The following is an 18080-nucleotide window of genomic DNA, read 5'->3' as shown; positions in this document are numbered from 1 at the left end:
CGTTGGACCTTGATCATTTTTGCTTCGGTGCGGCCCGCCAGACCAGACGTTCGCTGCAAGAGCAAAGTCACGGGCCTTGCGAACTCACAAATCGCGGGACTTTGCCGCCATTGACGTCGCAGCATCGAATAGCCGCTTCGATGTTGCGCACCCGGTTGCCGGATGCGCAGCTTTCGCATTTACTCGCTTCGTACAATGCCCGAGTAAGCGCCATTTAGGTTGAGCGTAACAGTGACTGGCTCATCGTCCCTGTTGCGCCAGAACCAGCCGTGATCCCCGGCGAAGGGAGTTTCAAAACTGCCCTCGCCTTCATTTTGACCGCGCCCTTTCTCGTAAGTCACGTTTTGATCACCCGCATGAGCATGGAGGTCGAAGTTGACCCGACCACCTTCAGCCACCCACGCGTAAAAGAGAGTCGCTCCCTCTTCCATGGTTGCCTTGATCTCGGTGAACTCCCCCGGTTCGAGCGTGAACGTGATTGTATCTTGCCACGCCTCCTGAGCGTGTGCTGTGCTAAAGAACAGACCGAACACGTTATCCCATAGACTGGACGACTGATCAGCCCCGTGAAGCTGTTGGTCTTGTTCTGCTTCATCTGCCAGTTCCTGCTTGATTTCACCCATCTCAGCCAGACCAAACATTCGGCCTGCACCCGTTGGGTCGATCCCGTATTCAGCGGGCAAAACGACCGCAACGAGTATCGCCACGGCGCTGACAGCCGCGATGATGGTGGACCGAAGGAGTTGGGCTGAGCTTGGTAACTCTTCGAGGCTCGGTTTCTTTGCGTTAAACATCTGTGCTGTTCCTTATGCGGCCACGAAGTAGCCGGTGAGTTGGTATCCCATCAGCACAAAGCCGATGGTCATCATGACGACGTTGACAGTGTAGGCTTGCTCGAAAAATTTGGCGCTCTTCCGCCAGTACCCCATAACGATGAGGATGGCTGCGAGTGCCAGAAGTTGCCCGATTTCGACGCCAACATTGAACGCGAGAAGGTTGGGCAGAAGCCCGTCTGGTGCGATCTGGTAGTCCAATATCTTCGTGGCTAAGCCGGTGCCGTGAAACAAGCCGAAGATGAAAGTCGCCGCCTTGGTGTTAGGCTGGAAACCGAACCACCGCTGATAGGCCCCTAGGTTGTCGAGTGCCTTGTAGACAACGGACAGCCCGATAATGGCATCCACAATGTATGAACTAATGCCCCAGCCGAACCAGACGCCTGCGAGCATCGTGATTGAGTGCCCCACGGCAAAGAGGCTTACGTAGACTGCAACGTCTTTCGACCGATAGAGGAAGAAGACGACGCCGAGGAGGAACAGGATGTGGTCGTAGCCCGTGACCATGTGTTTGGCCCCGAGATACATGAAGGGGATGATGTGCACACCCCAGATTTCTTGGATGTAGCCAGCATCGCCGGGCGTAACATCATGCGCCAATGCTGCGCTTGTCGATAGCAACAACATGGATAGGATGAAGAAGGCGAGACGCTTAGAACTGCGTCTGACGCCCTCATTGAAGGTTCTCATGGATTAACTCCGCTTTGTATTTTGATTGATCAGTGATGCGCGTGAGCTGCGCAGTACCAATCAAACTCGCGGAGGTCGGTCTATTCGGAACTGACGATCAGGGCCGCGTACTGAGGTAGGCCTTCGCCAAGCCTCGTCTCCGTGCCATTCCGGAGCAGTGCTAGGAACACTGGCGAGAAACGCCTGATTGTGATCATGATCCGCGACATCGTGGCTGTGGCCGTGCATCGCCCAGAAGAGGTCTTCCTCAAACCCATGCGAATGGCCATGGTCCTCGACCATTTCCAGATGGTCTTGGATCGTCTCAAATATCGCCGGTGCGTGAGAGAATGATGGCGTTACGGACCAAACGACCAACGCGAGACAGAGGGCAGCCAAGCGAACTCTCTGCATGTGCTCGTAAGCCTGTTTCATCACATCTGTCCGCCCGGTGATTGCAGCCTTTATGTGGCCGCCACGATTTTGTTCACTTCTACCGTGGTGCGCGCCACGAGGTCAATTCCGCCTAACAGGCTCTTGTATTCGCCTGGTGATCTTGGATCCGTTGAGGCAACCGAGATGACGGCTGAATAGTATCCCGGGCCGACCTGCCAGATGTGCAGGTCATTGATCTTGTCAGTATCGCTTTCGATTGAATTGCTCATCACCGAGCTTCACTCAAAGACGTACGCGCAAGGCTTTTTCACGAAAACCCGACATGGGCGCTACGTCCTGACCGCCACTTGGCGAAGGTTGCCTTCCTTAGTCATGCGGTGGGTTGCGACCCGCTTGAATTTCCTGAACACGTTCAGGCCAAGTGGACCTTATGTAGGCGAGAATGTCCCAGATATCGTCGTCGGTGAGGGTATCCCCAAAGCCAGGCATGCCACTCGCGAAGCCGTCGACGCCGCGCGCGGCCAATGCCGCCTCGCCTCCCAGCCGGGTGTATTCGAACAGAAGCTGATTGTCGTGGTGCCACGTATGCCCGGTCTCGTCATGAGGCGGCGCAGGAAGTATACCTTTGTCATCTGGGGTCCGCCAATCTGGCTGTCCTTCGAGATTGACGCCATGACAGGACGCGCATTGTTCGGCGTAAAGGGTCTGCCCAATGGTCAAATCCCGGTCGTCCATTTCGTGACCAGCACTTGCTCCTGTTGCGAAGCTGAAAAATGTGACGATCAAAATGTCCCGCTTGATCATGTGATACCTCAATTCGGAAGGGTCAAAACGCTGGTGAGCGTCGCGGTTGTTGCAAGGACCACCACAATGATTACGGCTTCAATTTCAATGGATCGTACCAAGTCGCGGGCGGCTTTATGGTCCCCAGATTGCATGGCTGGAACGAAGCGCAGTTTGTTTGCGGCGGCCAACATCAGGACCGCGCCCACGAGCGCGAGTTTGATTAGCAGGGTTTGCCCGTAGCCTGTTGTCATTAACGCCCACATTTCGCCAAGCATCATCCAAGCCATCAGCAGTCCCGCCAAAATCAACGCAGGGACAATAACCGCAGCCGCCTGCCCAAACCGATGCCCCAACATGGCCGCGTTACTCAGACATTCTGGCCGTTGGGACAGGGCGCGCAACGGTCCAAGTATGCCGACCCAAAATGCGACTCCAAGAAGGTGCAGGAGCAATAGCACACGGACGCCGGTTATCTCCAACTCCGGGACATGCCCGATCTGGGCGAATGACCACAGGGCGATCATTCCACCGGCAAGCGAGATCCATTGCCCGATTAGGGGTATGAATACCCCGACGATCATAAAAACCGTCCCGACAACCCGATAGACCAGAACGTCGCCAACCGGGGTCTGCCACAGCAGTCCGAGCATCTCCGGATCGGTCATGCCATCGGCTCCGCCCGTCAGGGCGGCACCGCGCAGCATGAAACCAAGGACAGAGCCCGCAAGCGCAAGCCCCGCCAACAGAGCAATCTGAACACGCATCTTATCGCTGAGAGGCGATACCAAATCAGCAAAAGCGGCCCGAATGATCAAAAGACCAGTCGCACCGCCAATGCCGACATACAGCATCAGCTTGGACAAAATCGCACCTATTCCCCAGATATCAGGCATGGTCAGTCCACTGTGAATGTGAATTCGCCCTGCATGGCGTGCCCGTCCGCACCCAAGCCACGCCATTCGATGCGGTAGATGCCTTCACCCATGCTTTGAAGCGGGAGCGCGAACGCGCGGCCAAAACTTGTCTGATCTCCTAGGTCGAGCGTGACGGTATGCGCCTCCTGATGGATCATGTTGACTTTGGTCAGTCGAATATCATCCGTGAAACTAAAGCTGATCTCAGAGGGTACTTCGGCAACTGTCGCGCCGTTTTCGGGTGTGGTGGCGTCCACGCTCGAATGGGCAAAAGCGTTTGTGGCAAGCATGGAAATCAATGCAATTGTGATGAGTTTATTCATTGCGAGTTTCCTCAGTTTATTCCATTGGCGCGTTGGACTTCGCGGATATAGTCTATGACCATAGCCACGTCGCCACGGGTCAAGCCTTCAACCGGAGGCATGTCGCCAAACTGCCAGTGGTGGCTTCTGACGCCCATCGCGACCGCGCGTTGAAAGGACTCGTCTGCATGATGGCTGGGTTCGTAGATAACATGGATCAGAGGGGGTCCTGCGCCTTCAACTCCGACCGCGTTGCTTCCGTGGCAGGCGGCGCACGCGGTTTCGAATATACGTTGCCCAAGGGCCGCATTCTCTTCGATAGGCGGCATCTGAATTGCCACCATAGCATTGCCCTCGATAGGTGCCGACTGCTCAGCCTCCCCAACTGGGGCTGGACGCTGAGTGACATAGGCAGCGACGGCTACCACGGCGCACGCGCCGATCAGGAGATATTTTCGTTTCATGTACTGGTCCTAACCTTATCTAACAGAGTGGGGCTGCAAATAGTTTGCAGCTCACCGGAACGTGCTCACTCTCGGTGAACAGCGTCGGAAATCTGTTTCAGGTGTTAGGTGGCCTGTCCGGGTTGTCCGGTTCCTTGAGCGTCGAGAGGCTTGTTGCCTGCCATGCCGTCACAAGCACGGATCGGTTCGGTGTCGTTTGAGAATCCTGCGCCGTGAGCGCAGCAGCATTGCAAAGGAACGGATTGCATCCTCCGTTCGTTGCACTTCCTGGATCATGCTGGGAGCCTTCGCTTGGCGCGACTGAAGCATGGTCAGCGTGGTGTTTTACTACAGACGTATGCAGGTGGTGATCGCAATGCCCACAATTGCAGTTCTCCAGCACGGCATGCGCACGGTCACCGAGCCCTGTCATCAGGACCAACAGAACAACAAGCAGCATTGTAGTTATGGTTCGAGCAAGCTTCACGCCCGGAACTTAGCCTAGGCCCCAATACAATACAACGAAAGCCGACATTGATGCATCGTGCAGCATCGGTGGTTTTGGGCTCGTTTCCGCCATCAGATGCGGCGCGGTATGTTGTGATAGGATGCTCAGGTCAACGTCGGGTTGTCGTTTTGGGAGGGCATGGCGGATCGGAGGATCAGTCATGGAAACACCAAACTTACCTGCCATTCGTGCGCTTCGGCCGGCCTGGAACAAGGGCCGCATCGTTGGACAAAAACGACCGCTGAAGCCAAAGCATGTCTGGGCAATCCGCGTCAGACTGGAACTGGCAGGGAACCATCGCGACCTCGCACTCTTCAACATGGCGATCGACAGCAAGCTTCGCGGCTGTGACCTGGTGAAGATGAAAGTCGTTGATGTCATGGCATCAGGTCAGATCAAAGAACGTGCCTCGGTCCTGCAAAGCAAAACGCAGAAACCCGTGCGATTTGAGATATCCGAAGGCACACGCGCCTCTGTCGCAAAGTGGATGGAAGACGAACTCATGGTCGGCTCGGAATACCTTTGGCCCGGCCGTTTCCATGAGCGCCTGCATATCTCCAATCGACAGTATGCTAGGATCGTTCGGGATTGGGTGACGTCAATTGGTCTCGAGGCAAGCGCATATGGTACGCACTCCATGCGGCGAACAAAGGTAACCCAGATCTACAAGAAGACTGGCTACCTGCGCGCCGTCCAGTTGCTTCTTGGACATACGAAAATGGACAGCACAGTTAGATATCTGGGCGTCGAACTTGAAGACGCTCTCGCTATCGCCGAAGCCATTGAAATCTAGCGTGTTTGGGTCGCCTTCAGTGGCGGCCCATTCCGGACGTTGACCGCCACTCGAAGTGCTGCAACGCAGAGTTCTTCACAATCATATTTGATCCTATTGCATGTTCTTTCTGCTCACTCAGACGCGACGGGCTGTTAACGGACCATGGACACATCTCTTTTTCGTTGCGCGTCCCGGACCAGTGCCGCCAATCGGTAAAACCCGTGTGCCATTTTTGTGTAGGGCGTCAGCAGGAAGAAGGTCAGGACCGATCCGAGGTGGATGGCCAGCAGTGCGGGCATCAGAGGCGTTGAACCGAGGGCATAGAGAACCAGCCCGCTGAGCCCCACAAACCCGAGCAACAGGATGAAGCCGATATCCCCACCCCAGGCCGACGGATCGCCGAGGTCTCGGTCTGACTTTTGCTTGATCAGCGCCATCGCACCACATCCCACCGTCAGCAGCAGCCCCCCGGAAATCCCAAACAGTTTCGGCAGCGACCAAAGCCCGTAAGGCGCGTGCATTCCGAAGACATAGTGCATGATCGTCGCGACCGAGGTCGACGCAAAGCACAGCAGGAAACCATACATGATGGCGTGGTGGATGTGGCGTCGGCCCTGACTGAACCGGTCTTCGTCCTCGAAGTTACAGCCTTCGCCATGGCCTGCGGCCAAATCCTGCATCTTGCCCGCGCGTTTGAGCGCAGCCATCAGATCAGACATCTGGATGGGATTGCCGTCCACCTCGGCCCAGTAGCACCTCAGGCTGAAGGCTATGCTGAACAGAGGCAGCAGGAATGCAGGCGCAAAGATCGCGACCATCGCGTTATGCGACAGGACGGCATAAAACCCTTCGCCTCCGCTGGAGCCGATAGCGCGGATCGCCCAGAACAACAGGGCAAATCCGATCACAAGCGCCAGGGCGATGGCTCCGCCGTGGGTGTGGAACCGGCGGGCCAGCGGCTGCGGCCATGCCAAGCTCTCCCAACTATCGCGCCGCACTTCGGCCAGCGCCTTGGGCAGGTTCAGGTCGAACGCGTGCGGGGCTGTGTACTGACAGGCGTAGTAGCACCCCCGGCAGTTGTGGCATAGATTGGCCAATTGCGTGATGTCCCCATCCGAGAACGCCCGTTCCGCATGAAGCGACGGGAAGACCGAACAAAAGCCCTCGCAATAGCGGCAGGCGTTACAGATCTCGGCCTGACGGCGGGCTTCCTGAATAAGATCAGTTTGCATAAACGGCGGCCTCTCGTCCTGCAATGCGTCCAAAAACAGTTCCGATGGTCATGCCAAAGCCCGCCAGATAGCCTTGCCCAAGGATCGACCCGGCCATCGTTTCCCCAGCCGCCCAAAGGTTTTTGATCTTACCGCTGGGCGTCGAGCACTGGGCCGTCTCGTCAACCTTCAACCCAAGATAGGTAAAGGTCACACCGGTTCGCAGCGAGTAGCCATAAAACGGCGGTTCGGTAATTGGGCGCGCCCAGTTGGTCTTGGGCGGGATCAGGCCCGAGGTTGCCACCCCGTCCAGTTCGGTCGGATGAAACCCGCTGGTATCACTGCAGGCGGCGTTGAATGCACTGACGGTTGCTTTCAGTTTCTCCGCGGGCAGGTCCATCATCCCGGCCAATTCGTCCAACGTGTCCGCCTTTAGCGGAGGGAACACGGACGGCATGAACAGATTCAGCGACTTGGCGTCGATGATGGCATATCCCACCTGATCCGGCTGCGCCGCCACCAAACGGCCCCAGATCGCGTAGCGTTTGGGCCAGACGTCTTCGCCCTCGTCATAGAACCGCTCGGCATGTTTGTTCACGACGATGGAAAACGGAACGCAGTCCAGACGGGTGACGATGCCGCCGTCGAATTTCGGCGCGCGACCGTCGATAGCCACGGCATGACATTGGGTCGGGTCACCGACGCTTTCTACGCCTTGGTCCAGCAGATCAGACAGGACCACGCCTCGGTTGTACGGCGTTCCCCGGATCAGGAAGTTCTTGGCAGGTTCACCCCAGGCGCGGGTGAGCCAATCTGTGTCAGCCTGAAACCCGCCGGAGGCAACGATGACCGCCTTGGGCGCGATGCGATGAGACTGGCCTTCATAGGTGTAATCGACCCACTCGATCTGGTCCCTGTTCAGTTCCAGATGCGTCACAGCGGCCTCATACAGCACATCTACACCCAACACCGCCGCCGTCCGGTAATAGGCATTCACCAGAGATTTGCCGCCCCCCATGAAAAACGCATTGGTCCGTGCCAATGACAATGTGCCGGAAAGCGAGGGCTGAAACCGGACCCCATGCTCTTGCATCCACGGTAGGCATTCTTCCGACGTGCGGATCGCGAGGCGGGCCAGGTGTTCATCGGTTTTACCGCCGGTGACTTTCAGCAGATCCGAGAGGTATTCATCTTCGCCATACGCCTCGACGAGCGGGCCCAACGGGCCCGAATGCATGCAGCGGAAGTTGCGGGTGTGGCGGGAGTTTCCGCCGCGATAAGGTTTTGGCGCCGTTTCAAGGATCAAAACGCGCGCGCCGGCCTCAGCGGCAGTCATCGCAGCGCAGAGAGCCGCATTGCCGCCACCGATCACAGCGATATCGTAAGCTTCCTTTGGGGTGGCCATATCCTGTCTGCCTACCGGCTTTCGTCGATTGAGCGGTCGCGGTCCTGCAACGCGCGGATGCGCATCCGCTGCGCAGCCTGAATATGCGCGCGCATCTCTGTCTCGGCCGCCGCACCATCGCGGGCCTTCAAAGCCGCCATGATGCGCCGATGCTCGGCCACTGCGGCCTCGGCGCGGTCGCTATCCAGCAATTGCGAGGGACCCAGGATCAACAGCGCCTTTTGCAAGGAGAGCATGGATTTTGCCAGAAACCGGTTCTTGGCCGCATCCAGCAACGTCGCGTGAAAGACCCTGTTGATTTTGGCCGCATCGGGACCAGTACCCGCCTCGGCCAACCGGTCGTTCAGAACCTCAAGCTCATCCAGTTCGACATCCGATGCCGCGCGGGCTGCCAGACGGGCCGCTGTCCCTTCAAGCACCGCGCGCATCTCATAGAGTTCCATGACCTCAGCGTAATCCAGACTGCGCACGGTGGCACCTTGCCGTGGCACATGCGTGACCAGCCCGTCGGCCTCCAACTGCCTTATCGCCTCGCGTACCGGGGTACGGCTGACGCCCAACCGTTCCGAGAGCTCAATCTCACGCAGCCGGTCGCCGGGCAGAAGAGTGCCCTCGCGAATCTCGTCCAGCAGGCGCTGATACGCAGAATTGCCTTGTGGGCCAGGTTGTAACGGGGCGTCCTGAAGGGTCATCGCAGGCTCTCTTGTCATCTTGCGTCCAGTTGTATACATATGGATACATTATAAGTCAACGAAGCTGGAATGCTTACCTTGCACAGCCAAACCGATACCCCCTCTCTTCTGACGAAACGGGCCGTCACGCTCGGCCTGGCGGTGTTGGGCACTGGGGTATTTGGGGCGCTAAACCTGCCGCTACCTTTTCTGTTCGGGCCAATGAGCGCATGTTTGATTGCAGCTCTTGCGCACGCACCGATGGAAGGCTTTGGACAGGTCTCGGTTGCCGCCCGCACTATACTGGGCGTGGCGGTAGGGGCATCGATTACGCCGGCTCTGTTTGCTGAATTGCCAAAAATGGCCGCGTCAATTGCGCTGATCCCGTTCTTCATCCTGCTAATCGCGCTGGTAGGTGTGCCATTCTTTCGCAAATTCTGGGGCTTTGACTCCACAACGGCTTTCTACGCAGCCATGCCGGGCGGTTTGCAAGACATGATCATCTTTGGCACTGAGGCGGGGGCCAATCCGCGTACCTTGTCCTTGATCCACGGTACGCGCGTGCTGATCATCGTGACGTTGGCCCCCTTGTTCCTCACCGTGTTCTATGATGCCCAACTCACCAATCCGATTGGCGAGCCCGCGCACAACCTGCCAATACATGAATTGGCGCTGATGGTTCTGGCTGCCATTATCGGCTGGAAAGGCGGGGAGCGGATCGGCCTGTTCGGGGCGTCAATCCTGGGGCCAATGATCCTTACGGCCGCCTTGTCACTGGGCGACTTCATTCATACCCGACCGCCTCGCGAGGCCATACTTGCAGCGCAGTTTTTCATTGGCTGCGGAATTGGTGTGAAATTCGTAGGTGTCACATGGGTCGAACTACGCCGGGTAGTGGCAGCGGGCTTCGCCTATGTCATTGTCCTTGCCGTCCTGGCAGCCGCTTTCACCGCCGTTGTCACCACCTTGGGACTGGGCCAACCTGTCGAGGCGTTTCTGGCCTTCGCGCCCGGTGGGCAGGCAGAGATGACTGTGCTGGCCATCGTCTCGGGCGCGGATTTGGGCTTTGTGATCACCCATCATCTGACAAGGATCGTGCTGGTGATCATCGGTGCGCCCATCGCCGCAAATCTTATTCTGCGTTGGTCCAAACCTCGGGGTTGATCATGTGGATCGGAGCGCCTTCGGCATAGGCGTTCACCTGATCGAAAATATCCGCGAATTGCAGGTCGAACTCGTCTTCAGTGACAAAACCGATATGTGGCGTCGCGATCAAGTTGGGATGCGACAATAGCGGATCGGTCGGATCGATCAGTGGCTCAGTATCGAACACATCAATCGCCGCTTTGCCGGGGCGACCCGCGCTCAGCGCCTCAAGCAAAGCACCTGGAGCGATCAGCCCGGCTCGCGAGGTGTTCACAAACAGCGCGTCCGGCTGCATCTGTGCAAAATCCGGTGCGGTGATGATCCCGCGCGTGTTAGGTTTCAAGCGCACATGGATAGAGACGACATCGCTGCTGCCAAAGAACGCTTCACGGCTGGGCGCGACCTGTGCGCCATCCGCCTGCACACGTGTCCGGCCTTCCTCAGACGACCACCAAACGACATTCATCCCGAACGCCTCGGCATAGCCCGCAACCGCGTGGGCAATTCGGCCATAGCCATAGAGCCCCAACTGACGCCCCCGCAGCGTCTTGCCCACGCCCGCCTGCCAATGCCCTGCTTTGACCGAGGCCATTTGTGCGGGCAAATCCCGCATCCCGACCATGATTAACGCCCAAGTAAGTTCAGCTGCAGCATAAGACGGCGTTCCACCATGCATGTTCGAACACAACAACACGCGGTGATCTGTACAGGCTTCGACATCGACATGAGGATAAACGCTGCGCTGGCTGATCAGTTTCAGGTTCGGTAACTTCCCCAGCAAGGAGCGAGTGACTTTGGTACGTTCGCGGAACAGCACCAACACCTCTGCTTCCTGCAATCTCTCGGCCAGAGTGTCAGTGTCTTCGACATGATCCGTCCATACCGTCACCTCATGACCCGTGAGTCTCTCAAAGCAAGGCAGGCCACGAAGCGTGTCAAACCAGTCATCAAGAATGTGGACCTTCATCGGCTTTCTATACCCTGCTCGGTGTTCAGTTTTCTTGGCGTCGGCACAAAATGACATGTGTCGAGAGCGGCAAGTGCATTGCGGACCCGTTCGCTTTGATCCAGCAAATGGTTAAACTGCTCATCGCAGCCAGCAATCGGTGTCGGGTAGTCCGCGATGTTCCGCCGTAGGGCCGACTGCGCCAACCTGAGTTCCTGACGCGCGATATCGAGGCATTCCGAGTAGTTGTCCATCGTGTCCTCCCATTATGTATACAATAGTATACTATTTGGGTTACACTTGATCAACTCCCGTTCCAAACAGATTTAGGCACATAAACATGCCCGTCCGCCAACTTGCGCGCGGTCCGCACCAAACCCGCCGCGTTCACTGTGAACCCGTCGGTGGTGGAAAAATCCACCAACACGTCGATATTGCCCGAGGCGTGTTCCAGAACGACTTCAGCCGGGCTGTTCGTGGGGCGATCCAGCAAACCGTCGGCGACGGTTCCGGGAGTCAAAGCGCAAGACGCCATGCATTGCGCGCCGGTGACCGCCATGGTCGGGTGGGTTTTCCACGGCATGAAATACCGCACTGCGAGCGTTCCGCCCTCTCTGGCCGGAGCAACAAGGCCGAACTTAGGGGTGACCGATTTGGACACATCCCCCATACCCATCCGCTGCCCTGCTTCGATCCTAACGGCCTCCATCCGGTCAAAGAACGCGCGGTTTGCGTCCAGCTCCTTGGCGCTCTCATAGCCCGTCAATCCGAAGTCTGTGGCGCGGGCGATAGCCATCGGCATAGCAACATCCATGCAGGTCAGTTCGACGCCCTGAACTGCATCGCGCAGGTTGCCCGTAGGCAGGAACGCTCCGGTGGCCGAGCCCACCACGCCCATGAAACTCAACTGCACCGGCGCTGAATGACCGGGAACGCCGGCGATCTCCGCATCACCCTCATAGGTCAATTCGCCCCCGGGTGTATTCACCTTGGCCACGATCCGAGCCCCAGTGTTGACGGCCCGAATGCGAACTTCAGTTTCATCACCCTGCGGTTTGAACAAGCCCATCTCGATGGCAGCAGGGGCAACGCCAGACAGGATATTGCCGCAAGTGGGTTTGAAATCGACCAGCTTGTCCTCGACCGAGACCTGCGCGAAGAAATAGTCGATATCGGCCCAGTCATCCTCGCTGACTGACAGCATCGCGACCTTTGTGGTCACCGCCGCGCCGCCGCCGATGCCGTCGATGTTCAGCGACTGCCCGGACCCAAGAGCGGCGATCAGCACCTCGGCCAGCGCGTCCAGATCCTCAGGCAAATCCGAGCGGCGGAAATACGGGCCTTTCGACGTGCCGCCACGCATCAAGATATAAGGGATTGCGGTTTGAGTCATTTTGAACCCCTCACTTCAACGGCCAGGGCAGGCTGACCATGTCCTGCAACAGACCTGGCGGGAAATCGCGGTTCAGAGCGCCCGCCATCAGGCACATGAACCCAATGCCGCAGGCGGTCAGGATCAGAGTCATCTGCCAGCTGGACCCGGCGCGGATACGGAGAAAGGCGATCAGGAACCCTATCAGGGCAAGGATGAAGCCCACCACCCACGTGGCCGCGATCAGGCTTGCGAACCACGCCAGCGTGGACCACAGACCATGGGGGGCACTGGCGTCCTCACCGGCGATTTCCTTGTCGGCAAAGATCACGTCGCCTTCAGGACGTCGCATCATCTGGATCAGAAGGATCACGCAACAGAATAGCGAGACGCCGCCGATAACCAGCGGGATAATCTTGTCGGTCATATTGTAGTCGGGGATCATGTTGGCGTTGACCAAAGCGACGATCAGATAGGCCATGATCACCAGCAGAAAGATAAGCGGCGCGCGTTTGGTACCGGCCTGAACATCACCCTCGGCCATGATCATCTTGGCCTGCCGGATACCCAGAATGACCGAAACAACCGTGACCACGATCAGCACGATGACGATAGGGCTGAAGACATATTCCATCCCCTCACCAAAGCTTTTGCGGAACCGGAATGAGGCGATCTGGAACGCCTGATTGGTGAACTTCTCAACCGGGTTCGACAAAACGAAACCGATCAGGAAGGCTGGGCGCGACCAGTCGAAACGGCGTAAAAAGATGCCGATCAGGCCGATCACGAACAGGGCCAGCAAGTCTTCGAAGTTTTGGCCGGATTGAAACGCCGCAAAGCTGATCAACATGAACAGGAACGGGGCCAGATAGGTAAAGCGGATCGTGGTCAACTTGGCGATGCCGCCCGAGGCTGCGATGCACAAGATCGTGCCCACGACGTTGGCCAGCGCCAGCAGCCAAACGATTGAATAGGTGATGTCGAGATTGTCTTTCAGCATGCTCGGACCGACCTCGATATCGCCAGACCCCAGCAGGGCCACCGCGCCGATAAAGATCGCCATTGAGCCGGAACCGGGAATGCCGAACAGCAAAGTTGGCACCAAACCGCCGCCCTCCTTGGCGTTGTTTGAGCTTTCCGGGCCGATGACTCCGCGCACTTCGCCTTTGCCGAAATTGCTCTTGTCCTTGGTGGATTGAACCGAATGGCCGTAGGCAATCCAGTCAACCACCGAACCACCAAGACCAGGTATGACGCCAACAATCACGCCAATGATCGAACAACGCACCGACAGCCATATATTTGCGAACCAGTCTTTGACGCCGTCCAGCCAACCGGCGCCCAGTGAGGCCCCTTTGGCAATCGACCGATCTTGACGCAGCAGCGATACGATCTCGGGCACCGCAAAGATACCCAGGCCAACGATGACCAGCTTCAGGCCGTCCGTCAGATAAGGAATGTCATAAGTTGCCATGCGCAGCGAACCGCCTGCATCCGCCTCACCAATCGTGCCGACCATCAGGCCCAGACCGGCGGCGGCGACGCCTTTCAGCGGGATCCGCCCGGCCAAAATGGCGACCATCGACAGGCCGAGAATTGTGATCATCAACATCTCGGGCAGGCCGAAGGCCAGAACGATGGGCCGCGCGATCAGAATGAACATGGTCAGGAAGGTCGCGCCGACCAGCCCGCCGAAGAGGGACGAGGAAAAAGCCGCCGACAGCGCCCTTGCCGCTTCGCCCTTTTTCGCCATGGGGAAGCCGTCCAGCACGGTCGCCTGCGAGGCGGAGCTGCCGGGGATACCCATCAGGACGGACGCAAAAGTGTCCGACGTCGGCACCACCGCGACCATACCGATCATCAGCGCCAGTCCAAGGATCGGGTCCATACCGAACATGAAGGGCAGCAACAGGGACAGACCGGCGATGCCTCCCAGCCCCGGAAAGACGCCCACGGCCAGCCCCATAACGACGCCGAGAATGAGATACCCCAGAACGATAGGTTGCAGGATCAGACCCCACGCGTCACCGAGCGCAGGAAGAGCGGTGGCGAAAACCTCCATAGCGGCCGCCTTTCATAAAATGTCTTGGATGTAGAGAAACGCGCGCCCTTCGTTGGGCGCGCGACGACGTGTCAACTTAGTTCAGTTCGACGCCGTAGGCCTCTTTCAGCCAGTTCAGGACATATTGCTTGGCGTTGTCGTCCACATTAGTCGCCGTCTGCAGAGCAGATTTCGAGCCTTCGCCGACAAACACAGGATAATTACCAACGCGCTTGGACGAAATGTCCGCAAAATCACCCCGCTCGGTCACAGCTTGGAACGCTGCGGTATAGGCGTCGACGACCTCTTGCGGTGTGTCACCGGGCAGGAAGGCCAGCTTCTGAACCGGGAAACCTGCGACGAAGAAGGCTTTCCATGCGTCCCATGCCTCACCACTGGTTTCGCAGCCATCGGTGGCCTCGCAGACCTCCTTGAAAGTCGGAATGTCCGGGAAGGTCGGATCGCGCACGATATTGCCATCCGCATCCAACGCGCCCCACGTCATCATCGGAACGGCCTGACCAGCCTCGACCAGCGGGGCCGACCCGCCCAGATAGCCCGACGACGTCTGGTAATCGATATTGGCCTCACCGCGTTCGAACATCAGGCGGCCATCACCGCGGCCTTTGATGCCAAAGACCGGCTCCACATTCATACCCAACATCTGCCATGCCAGCAGCGGCACCAGATCCAGCCGGGTCGCGCCTTGCGAGCCGTAGATGAAATTGGTGTCTTTCAACGCATTGGCAGAGCCATCAAACTTGGCGCCATCCTCGGCGTTCAGATAGGCAACGCCACCGGTACCCGACGCCATGACAGGAATCCAATCGTTGTATTCATAGCGCACACGCGGGTCGCTCAGCAGATACGGGAACTGTGTTGAACCCGACGTGCCAAACAGCAGCGTGCCGTCATCATGATTCTGCTCCTGAAACCAGTTCGCACCTTTGGTCGAACCTGCGCCCGGCATGAATTTGACCACCACAGTCGGTTGGCCCGGCAGTGCCTCGGACAGAAGCGGCGCAAAGAAGTTGGCCCATTTGGCCGACCCGCCCGTTTCCGAGAACGGAATGACCCATTCGATGGTCTTGCCCGAGAAATCGACCTCGGCAGCGGCAGGTGCGGCGAGTCCGGCGGCGGCGATCAGCCCCACGACGGCGCGACGGGTGAAGTTGGAAACGGCCATTGGTTCCTCCCTGTTGACCAGACAACCACGTCGACGCCCTCCGCGCCACCGTGACTGTAAATAGAACTGTGGGGTTGATTCCCCCTCCCATCTGGCAATCATGGAGCGCCAACCTTGCGCGAAACTTGCAGGAGCCCGAATGCGGATCGTCATCGTCGAGGACAATGAAACCCTTGCCAACGCCATTGCCTACCGCCTGCGGGATCGGGGTCATGCCGCCGACGTACTGACAGATGGCGATGCCGCCGATCTGTATCTGGAACAGGAAGGCGCGGATCTGATCGTTCTGGACATCAACCTGCCGGGTCGGTCAGGTCTTGAGATCTTGCGGTCGCTGCGCCATCGGGGCGACAGTGCGCCTGTCATCCTGCTGACCGCGCGCTCCGAAACCGGTGACCGAGTTTCAGGTCTGGATATGGGCGCTGACGACTACTTGGTGAAGCCCTTCGAAATGGACGAGCTTGAGGCCCGCATACGCGCCCTGTCGCGCCGCAAACAGCTGGACTACGGCGCACACGAAACCATCGGAGACCTCGAGTTTGACCGAACAGCCCGGCAGGTCAGCGCAAAGGGCCAAGTGCTTGATGTGCCGCGCCGGGAAATGGCCGTGCTTGAATGCCTGCTGGAACGACGCGGCAGGATCGTCCCCAAAAGTCAGTTGACCGACTACGTCTATGGCGTGGGCGCTGATGTTGACGATTCAGCCGTCGAGCCGCATGTGTCACGACTGCGCAAGCGCCTTCAGAACTTTGGCATCCGGATCAAGACCGCGCGTGGCCTTGGATATCTGCTTGAGGTGCAAAAGTGATCCGGCACGGCTCACTCAGGCTTAGGCTTTTTATTCTGATCCTGACGCCATTGGTTCTGCTCGCAATCTTGCTTGGATACTGGCGCTACACGGTCGCCCAGCAGACGGCGCAGGAGCTTTTTGACGACAGCCTGTTATCTGCCGGTCTGGCCATTTCGCGCGATGTAGCAGTCTCAGAAGGCGATGCCCTGTCGCCCACCACGCGCAGCTTGATCCGCGATGCGTCAGGCGGAGAGATTTTTTATCACGTGACCGGACCCGGTGGCATTTACGTCACAGGGTATGCATATCCTCCGGCCGCTGCAAACCCGTCTGAGCAAGGCGCGTACCAGCCGAGGTTTTTCGAGGCGATTTATCGGGATGAGCCGGTGCGCGTACTGAAAATGACCGAGCGTGTCACACTGGGTAACCTGGTGGGCGATGCGACGGTAACAGCTTGGCAACGCGTTGCGGACCGCAACGCCTTTGCCAACGAACTGTCGATCCGCGCAGCGAGCCTGATGGGTATCCTGCTGGCCACCCTTGCTTTTGTCGTGTGGTTTGGGGTCGCACGCGGGTTGCGGCCCTTGCTGGATTTGCAGGATGCGATCGACCTACGCTCACCTGACGACCTGAGCGAAATCAAACGCCCGGTCCCGGTCGAAGTTTATGGCATTGTTCAGACCCTGAACCGGCTGTTTGGACAGGTCGAACACAGCATCAACGCCCATCAGGTGTTTATCTCAGAGGCCGCGCATCAGCTGCGGAATCCCGCGGCAGCGGTTCAGTCCATGGCCGAGGCTTTGCGGGACGCAAAAACGGATGAGGACAAGGACAAACGGATTATCGAGCTTGTGTCGGCAGCGAAAAATTCCGCCACGGTGGCCGAGCAGCTATTGTCGTTGGAGCGGTTGCGGCAACCTACGCATCAGGATCAGATGGACAAGATTGATTTCCGTGCGGTTGTGGAAGAAGTCTGCACTGACATGGGTGTACAGATCCTCGCAAAAGGGATCGAGTTTGATGTTACGATGCCGGACTCGACAATTTCGGTTTCAGGAGATCAGGTTTTTTTAACTGAGGCCATCAAAAACCTGCTGGACAACGCAGTTAAGCACGGCGGGACTAAGTTGAGCCAAATTTCAGTCGCGCTGCGCTCTGATGGCGAGAACGTAAAGCTTACCGTATCCGATGACGGAACCGGCCTTTCACCCGAACAAAGCGAAGCCGTTTTCAGTCGATTTTCGCAGTTGGAATATTCCGAAGGCAGCGGTTTAGGGTTGTCGATTGTCTCAGCTGTAGCGAAGCGCCACGGAGGAGTGGCCGCGATCAACCAAGTCGAAAAAGGAGCAAGCGTCACGCTTCAGCTTCCCATAGCCCTGTAGTTTGCTTCAATTTCTGCTCGGAACCCGAAACCTGTCACAATCAAAGAGAGTTTTTTCGATTACAGCGAATGGCATGTGTGGATGGCTCCTGCATAGCAAGTCCTTTTTGACCTGATTTGTGCATTTGTCAGAAGCAGTCATGTGTCCGGCCTTTTTGCGCGGTTTTGACCGCTGGCGCTGATGGGTTCCGCAAACCAAGTTCCTATCAGCTTTGCGGGCTCTTACGCCCGCGCCATTCGGCGGAGTGTCCTGGTTTTGGCGGCTGACTTATGCACCATCATCTCGCGGGTCTTGCTAACTCATT

The 18080-nt window shown here is 57.8% G+C and carries 20 protein-coding genes; 5 read left to right on the top strand and 15 right to left on the bottom strand.

What is annotated here, in order from left to right:
• Positions 1-179: 179 nt before the first annotated feature.
• Positions 180-794 carry a transmembrane anchor protein gene (locus J7394_RS21010; protein WP_209255930.1) on the bottom strand — a complete coding sequence of 205 codons (615 nt, stop codon included), beginning with the start codon at positions 792-794 and terminating at the stop codon, positions 180-182.
• A 12-nt stretch (positions 795-806) separates the two neighbouring features.
• Positions 807-1460: a HupE/UreJ family protein gene (locus tag J7394_RS21005; RefSeq protein ID WP_245223309.1), complete on the bottom strand. Its 654-nt coding sequence runs from the start codon at positions 1458-1460 to the stop codon at positions 807-809.
• Between the two features lie 258 nt (positions 1461-1718).
• Here J7394_RS21005 and J7394_RS21000 point away from each other — a divergent pair, with 258 nt between their 5' ends.
• Positions 1719-1856: a hypothetical protein gene (locus J7394_RS21000; RefSeq protein ID WP_209255928.1), complete on the top strand. Its 138-nt coding sequence runs from the start codon at positions 1719-1721 to the stop codon at positions 1854-1856.
• Positions 1857-1966: 110 nt separating this feature from the next.
• Here J7394_RS21000 and J7394_RS20995 read toward each other — a convergent pair whose 3' ends face one another.
• The 5 genes from J7394_RS20995 to J7394_RS20975 all read right to left on the bottom strand — a co-directional run bounded on the left by J7394_RS20995 (position 1967) and on the right by J7394_RS20975 (position 4364).
• On the bottom strand, positions 1967-2167 hold the full coding sequence (locus J7394_RS20995) for a hypothetical protein (RefSeq protein WP_209255927.1): 201 nt from the start codon (positions 2165-2167) through the stop codon (positions 1967-1969).
• Between the two features lie 97 nt (positions 2168-2264).
• Positions 2265-2702 (bottom strand): cytochrome c, encoded by a 438-nt coding sequence (locus J7394_RS20990; RefSeq protein WP_209255926.1) that lies wholly within the window; start codon positions 2700-2702, stop codon positions 2265-2267.
• Between the two features lie 8 nt (positions 2703-2710).
• Positions 2711-3577, bottom strand: coding sequence for a copper resistance D family protein (locus J7394_RS20985; RefSeq protein ID WP_209255925.1), 867 nt, complete (start codon positions 3575-3577; stop codon positions 2711-2713).
• Positions 3578-3579: 2 nt separating this feature from the next.
• Positions 3580-3921: a copper resistance CopC family protein gene (locus J7394_RS20980; protein ID WP_209255924.1), complete on the bottom strand. Its 342-nt coding sequence runs from the start codon at positions 3919-3921 to the stop codon at positions 3580-3582.
• Positions 3922-3932: 11 nt separating this feature from the next.
• Positions 3933-4364: a cytochrome c gene (locus J7394_RS20975; RefSeq protein ID WP_209255923.1), complete on the bottom strand. Its 432-nt coding sequence runs from the start codon at positions 4362-4364 to the stop codon at positions 3933-3935.
• A gap of 647 nt (positions 4365-5011) precedes the next feature.
• Here J7394_RS20975 and J7394_RS20970 point away from each other — a divergent pair.
• Positions 5012-5644, top strand: a complete 633-nt coding sequence (locus tag J7394_RS20970; protein WP_209255922.1) for a tyrosine-type recombinase/integrase — start codon at positions 5012-5014, stop codon at positions 5642-5644.
• Positions 5645-5778: 134 nt separating this feature from the next.
• Here the strand turns inward: J7394_RS20970 and tcuB are convergent, their stop codons facing one another.
• From tcuB to J7394_RS20955, 3 genes are read right to left on the bottom strand one after another with little or no spacing between them, the layout of a single operon-like run.
• Positions 5779-6858 (bottom strand): tricarballylate utilization 4Fe-4S protein TcuB, encoded by a 1080-nt coding sequence (gene tcuB, locus J7394_RS20965; RefSeq protein ID WP_209255921.1) that lies wholly within the window; start codon positions 6856-6858, stop codon positions 5779-5781.
• Positions 6848-8242 (bottom strand): FAD-dependent tricarballylate dehydrogenase TcuA, encoded by a 1395-nt coding sequence (tcuA, locus tag J7394_RS20960; protein ID WP_209255920.1) that lies wholly within the window; start codon positions 8240-8242, stop codon positions 6848-6850. Before tcuA ends, tcuB begins: the two co-directional genes overlap by 11 nt.
• 11 nt (positions 8243-8253) lie before the next feature.
• Positions 8254-8934, bottom strand: a complete 681-nt coding sequence (locus J7394_RS20955) for a GntR family transcriptional regulator (RefSeq protein ID WP_209255919.1) — start codon at positions 8932-8934, stop codon at positions 8254-8256.
• A gap of 69 nt (positions 8935-9003) precedes the next feature.
• Here J7394_RS20955 and J7394_RS20950 point away from each other — a divergent pair, with 69 nt between their 5' ends.
• Entirely contained in the window at positions 9004-10077 is a 1074-nt protein-coding gene (locus tag J7394_RS20950) for an AbrB family transcriptional regulator (RefSeq protein ID WP_209255918.1), read from the top strand.
• On the opposite strand, the gene J7394_RS20945 is transcribed toward J7394_RS20950, so the two are convergent.
• The 5 genes from J7394_RS20945 to J7394_RS20925 all read right to left on the bottom strand — a co-directional run bounded on the left by J7394_RS20945 (position 10046) and on the right by J7394_RS20925 (position 15604).
• Positions 10046-11026, bottom strand: coding sequence for a D-2-hydroxyacid dehydrogenase family protein (locus tag J7394_RS20945; RefSeq protein ID WP_209255917.1), 981 nt, complete (start codon positions 11024-11026; stop codon positions 10046-10048). The two genes, J7394_RS20950 and J7394_RS20945, sit on opposite strands and share 32 nt — an antisense overlap.
• Positions 11023-11259, bottom strand: coding sequence for a hypothetical protein (locus tag J7394_RS20940; RefSeq protein ID WP_209255916.1), 237 nt, complete (start codon positions 11257-11259; stop codon positions 11023-11025). Before J7394_RS20940 ends, J7394_RS20945 begins: the two co-directional genes overlap by 4 nt.
• Before the next feature lie 50 nt (positions 11260-11309).
• Positions 11310-12398, bottom strand: a complete 1089-nt coding sequence (locus tag J7394_RS20935; protein ID WP_209255915.1) for a 4-oxalomesaconate tautomerase — start codon at positions 12396-12398, stop codon at positions 11310-11312.
• Positions 12399-12408: 10 nt separating this feature from the next.
• On the bottom strand, positions 12409-14439 hold the full coding sequence (locus tag J7394_RS20930; protein WP_209255914.1) for a tripartite tricarboxylate transporter permease: 2031 nt from the start codon (positions 14437-14439) through the stop codon (positions 12409-12411).
• 76 nt (positions 14440-14515) lie between these two features.
• Positions 14516-15604, bottom strand: coding sequence for a tricarboxylate transporter (locus J7394_RS20925; RefSeq protein WP_209255913.1), 1089 nt, complete (start codon positions 15602-15604; stop codon positions 14516-14518).
• Positions 15605-15743: 139 nt separating this feature from the next.
• On the opposite strand from J7394_RS20925, the gene J7394_RS20920 reads away from it, so the two are divergent.
• Together J7394_RS20920 and J7394_RS20915 are read left to right on the top strand one after the other, a co-directional pair.
• Entirely contained in the window at positions 15744-16412 is a 669-nt protein-coding gene (locus J7394_RS20920; RefSeq protein ID WP_209255912.1) for a response regulator transcription factor, read from the top strand.
• Positions 16409-17776 (top strand): sensor histidine kinase, encoded by a 1368-nt coding sequence (locus tag J7394_RS20915; protein ID WP_371812119.1) that lies wholly within the window; start codon positions 16409-16411, stop codon positions 17774-17776. The genes J7394_RS20920 and J7394_RS20915 overlap by 4 nt, the downstream gene beginning before the upstream one ends.
• Positions 17777-18080 lie beyond the last annotated feature (304 nt).

This window comes from Ruegeria sp. R13_0 (assembly GCF_017743995.1).
Lineage (GTDB): Bacteria > Pseudomonadota > Alphaproteobacteria > Rhodobacterales > Rhodobacteraceae > Ruegeria.
Note: the sequence above shows the minus strand (reverse complement) of the source record. Positions and strands in the feature narration are given on the sequence as shown.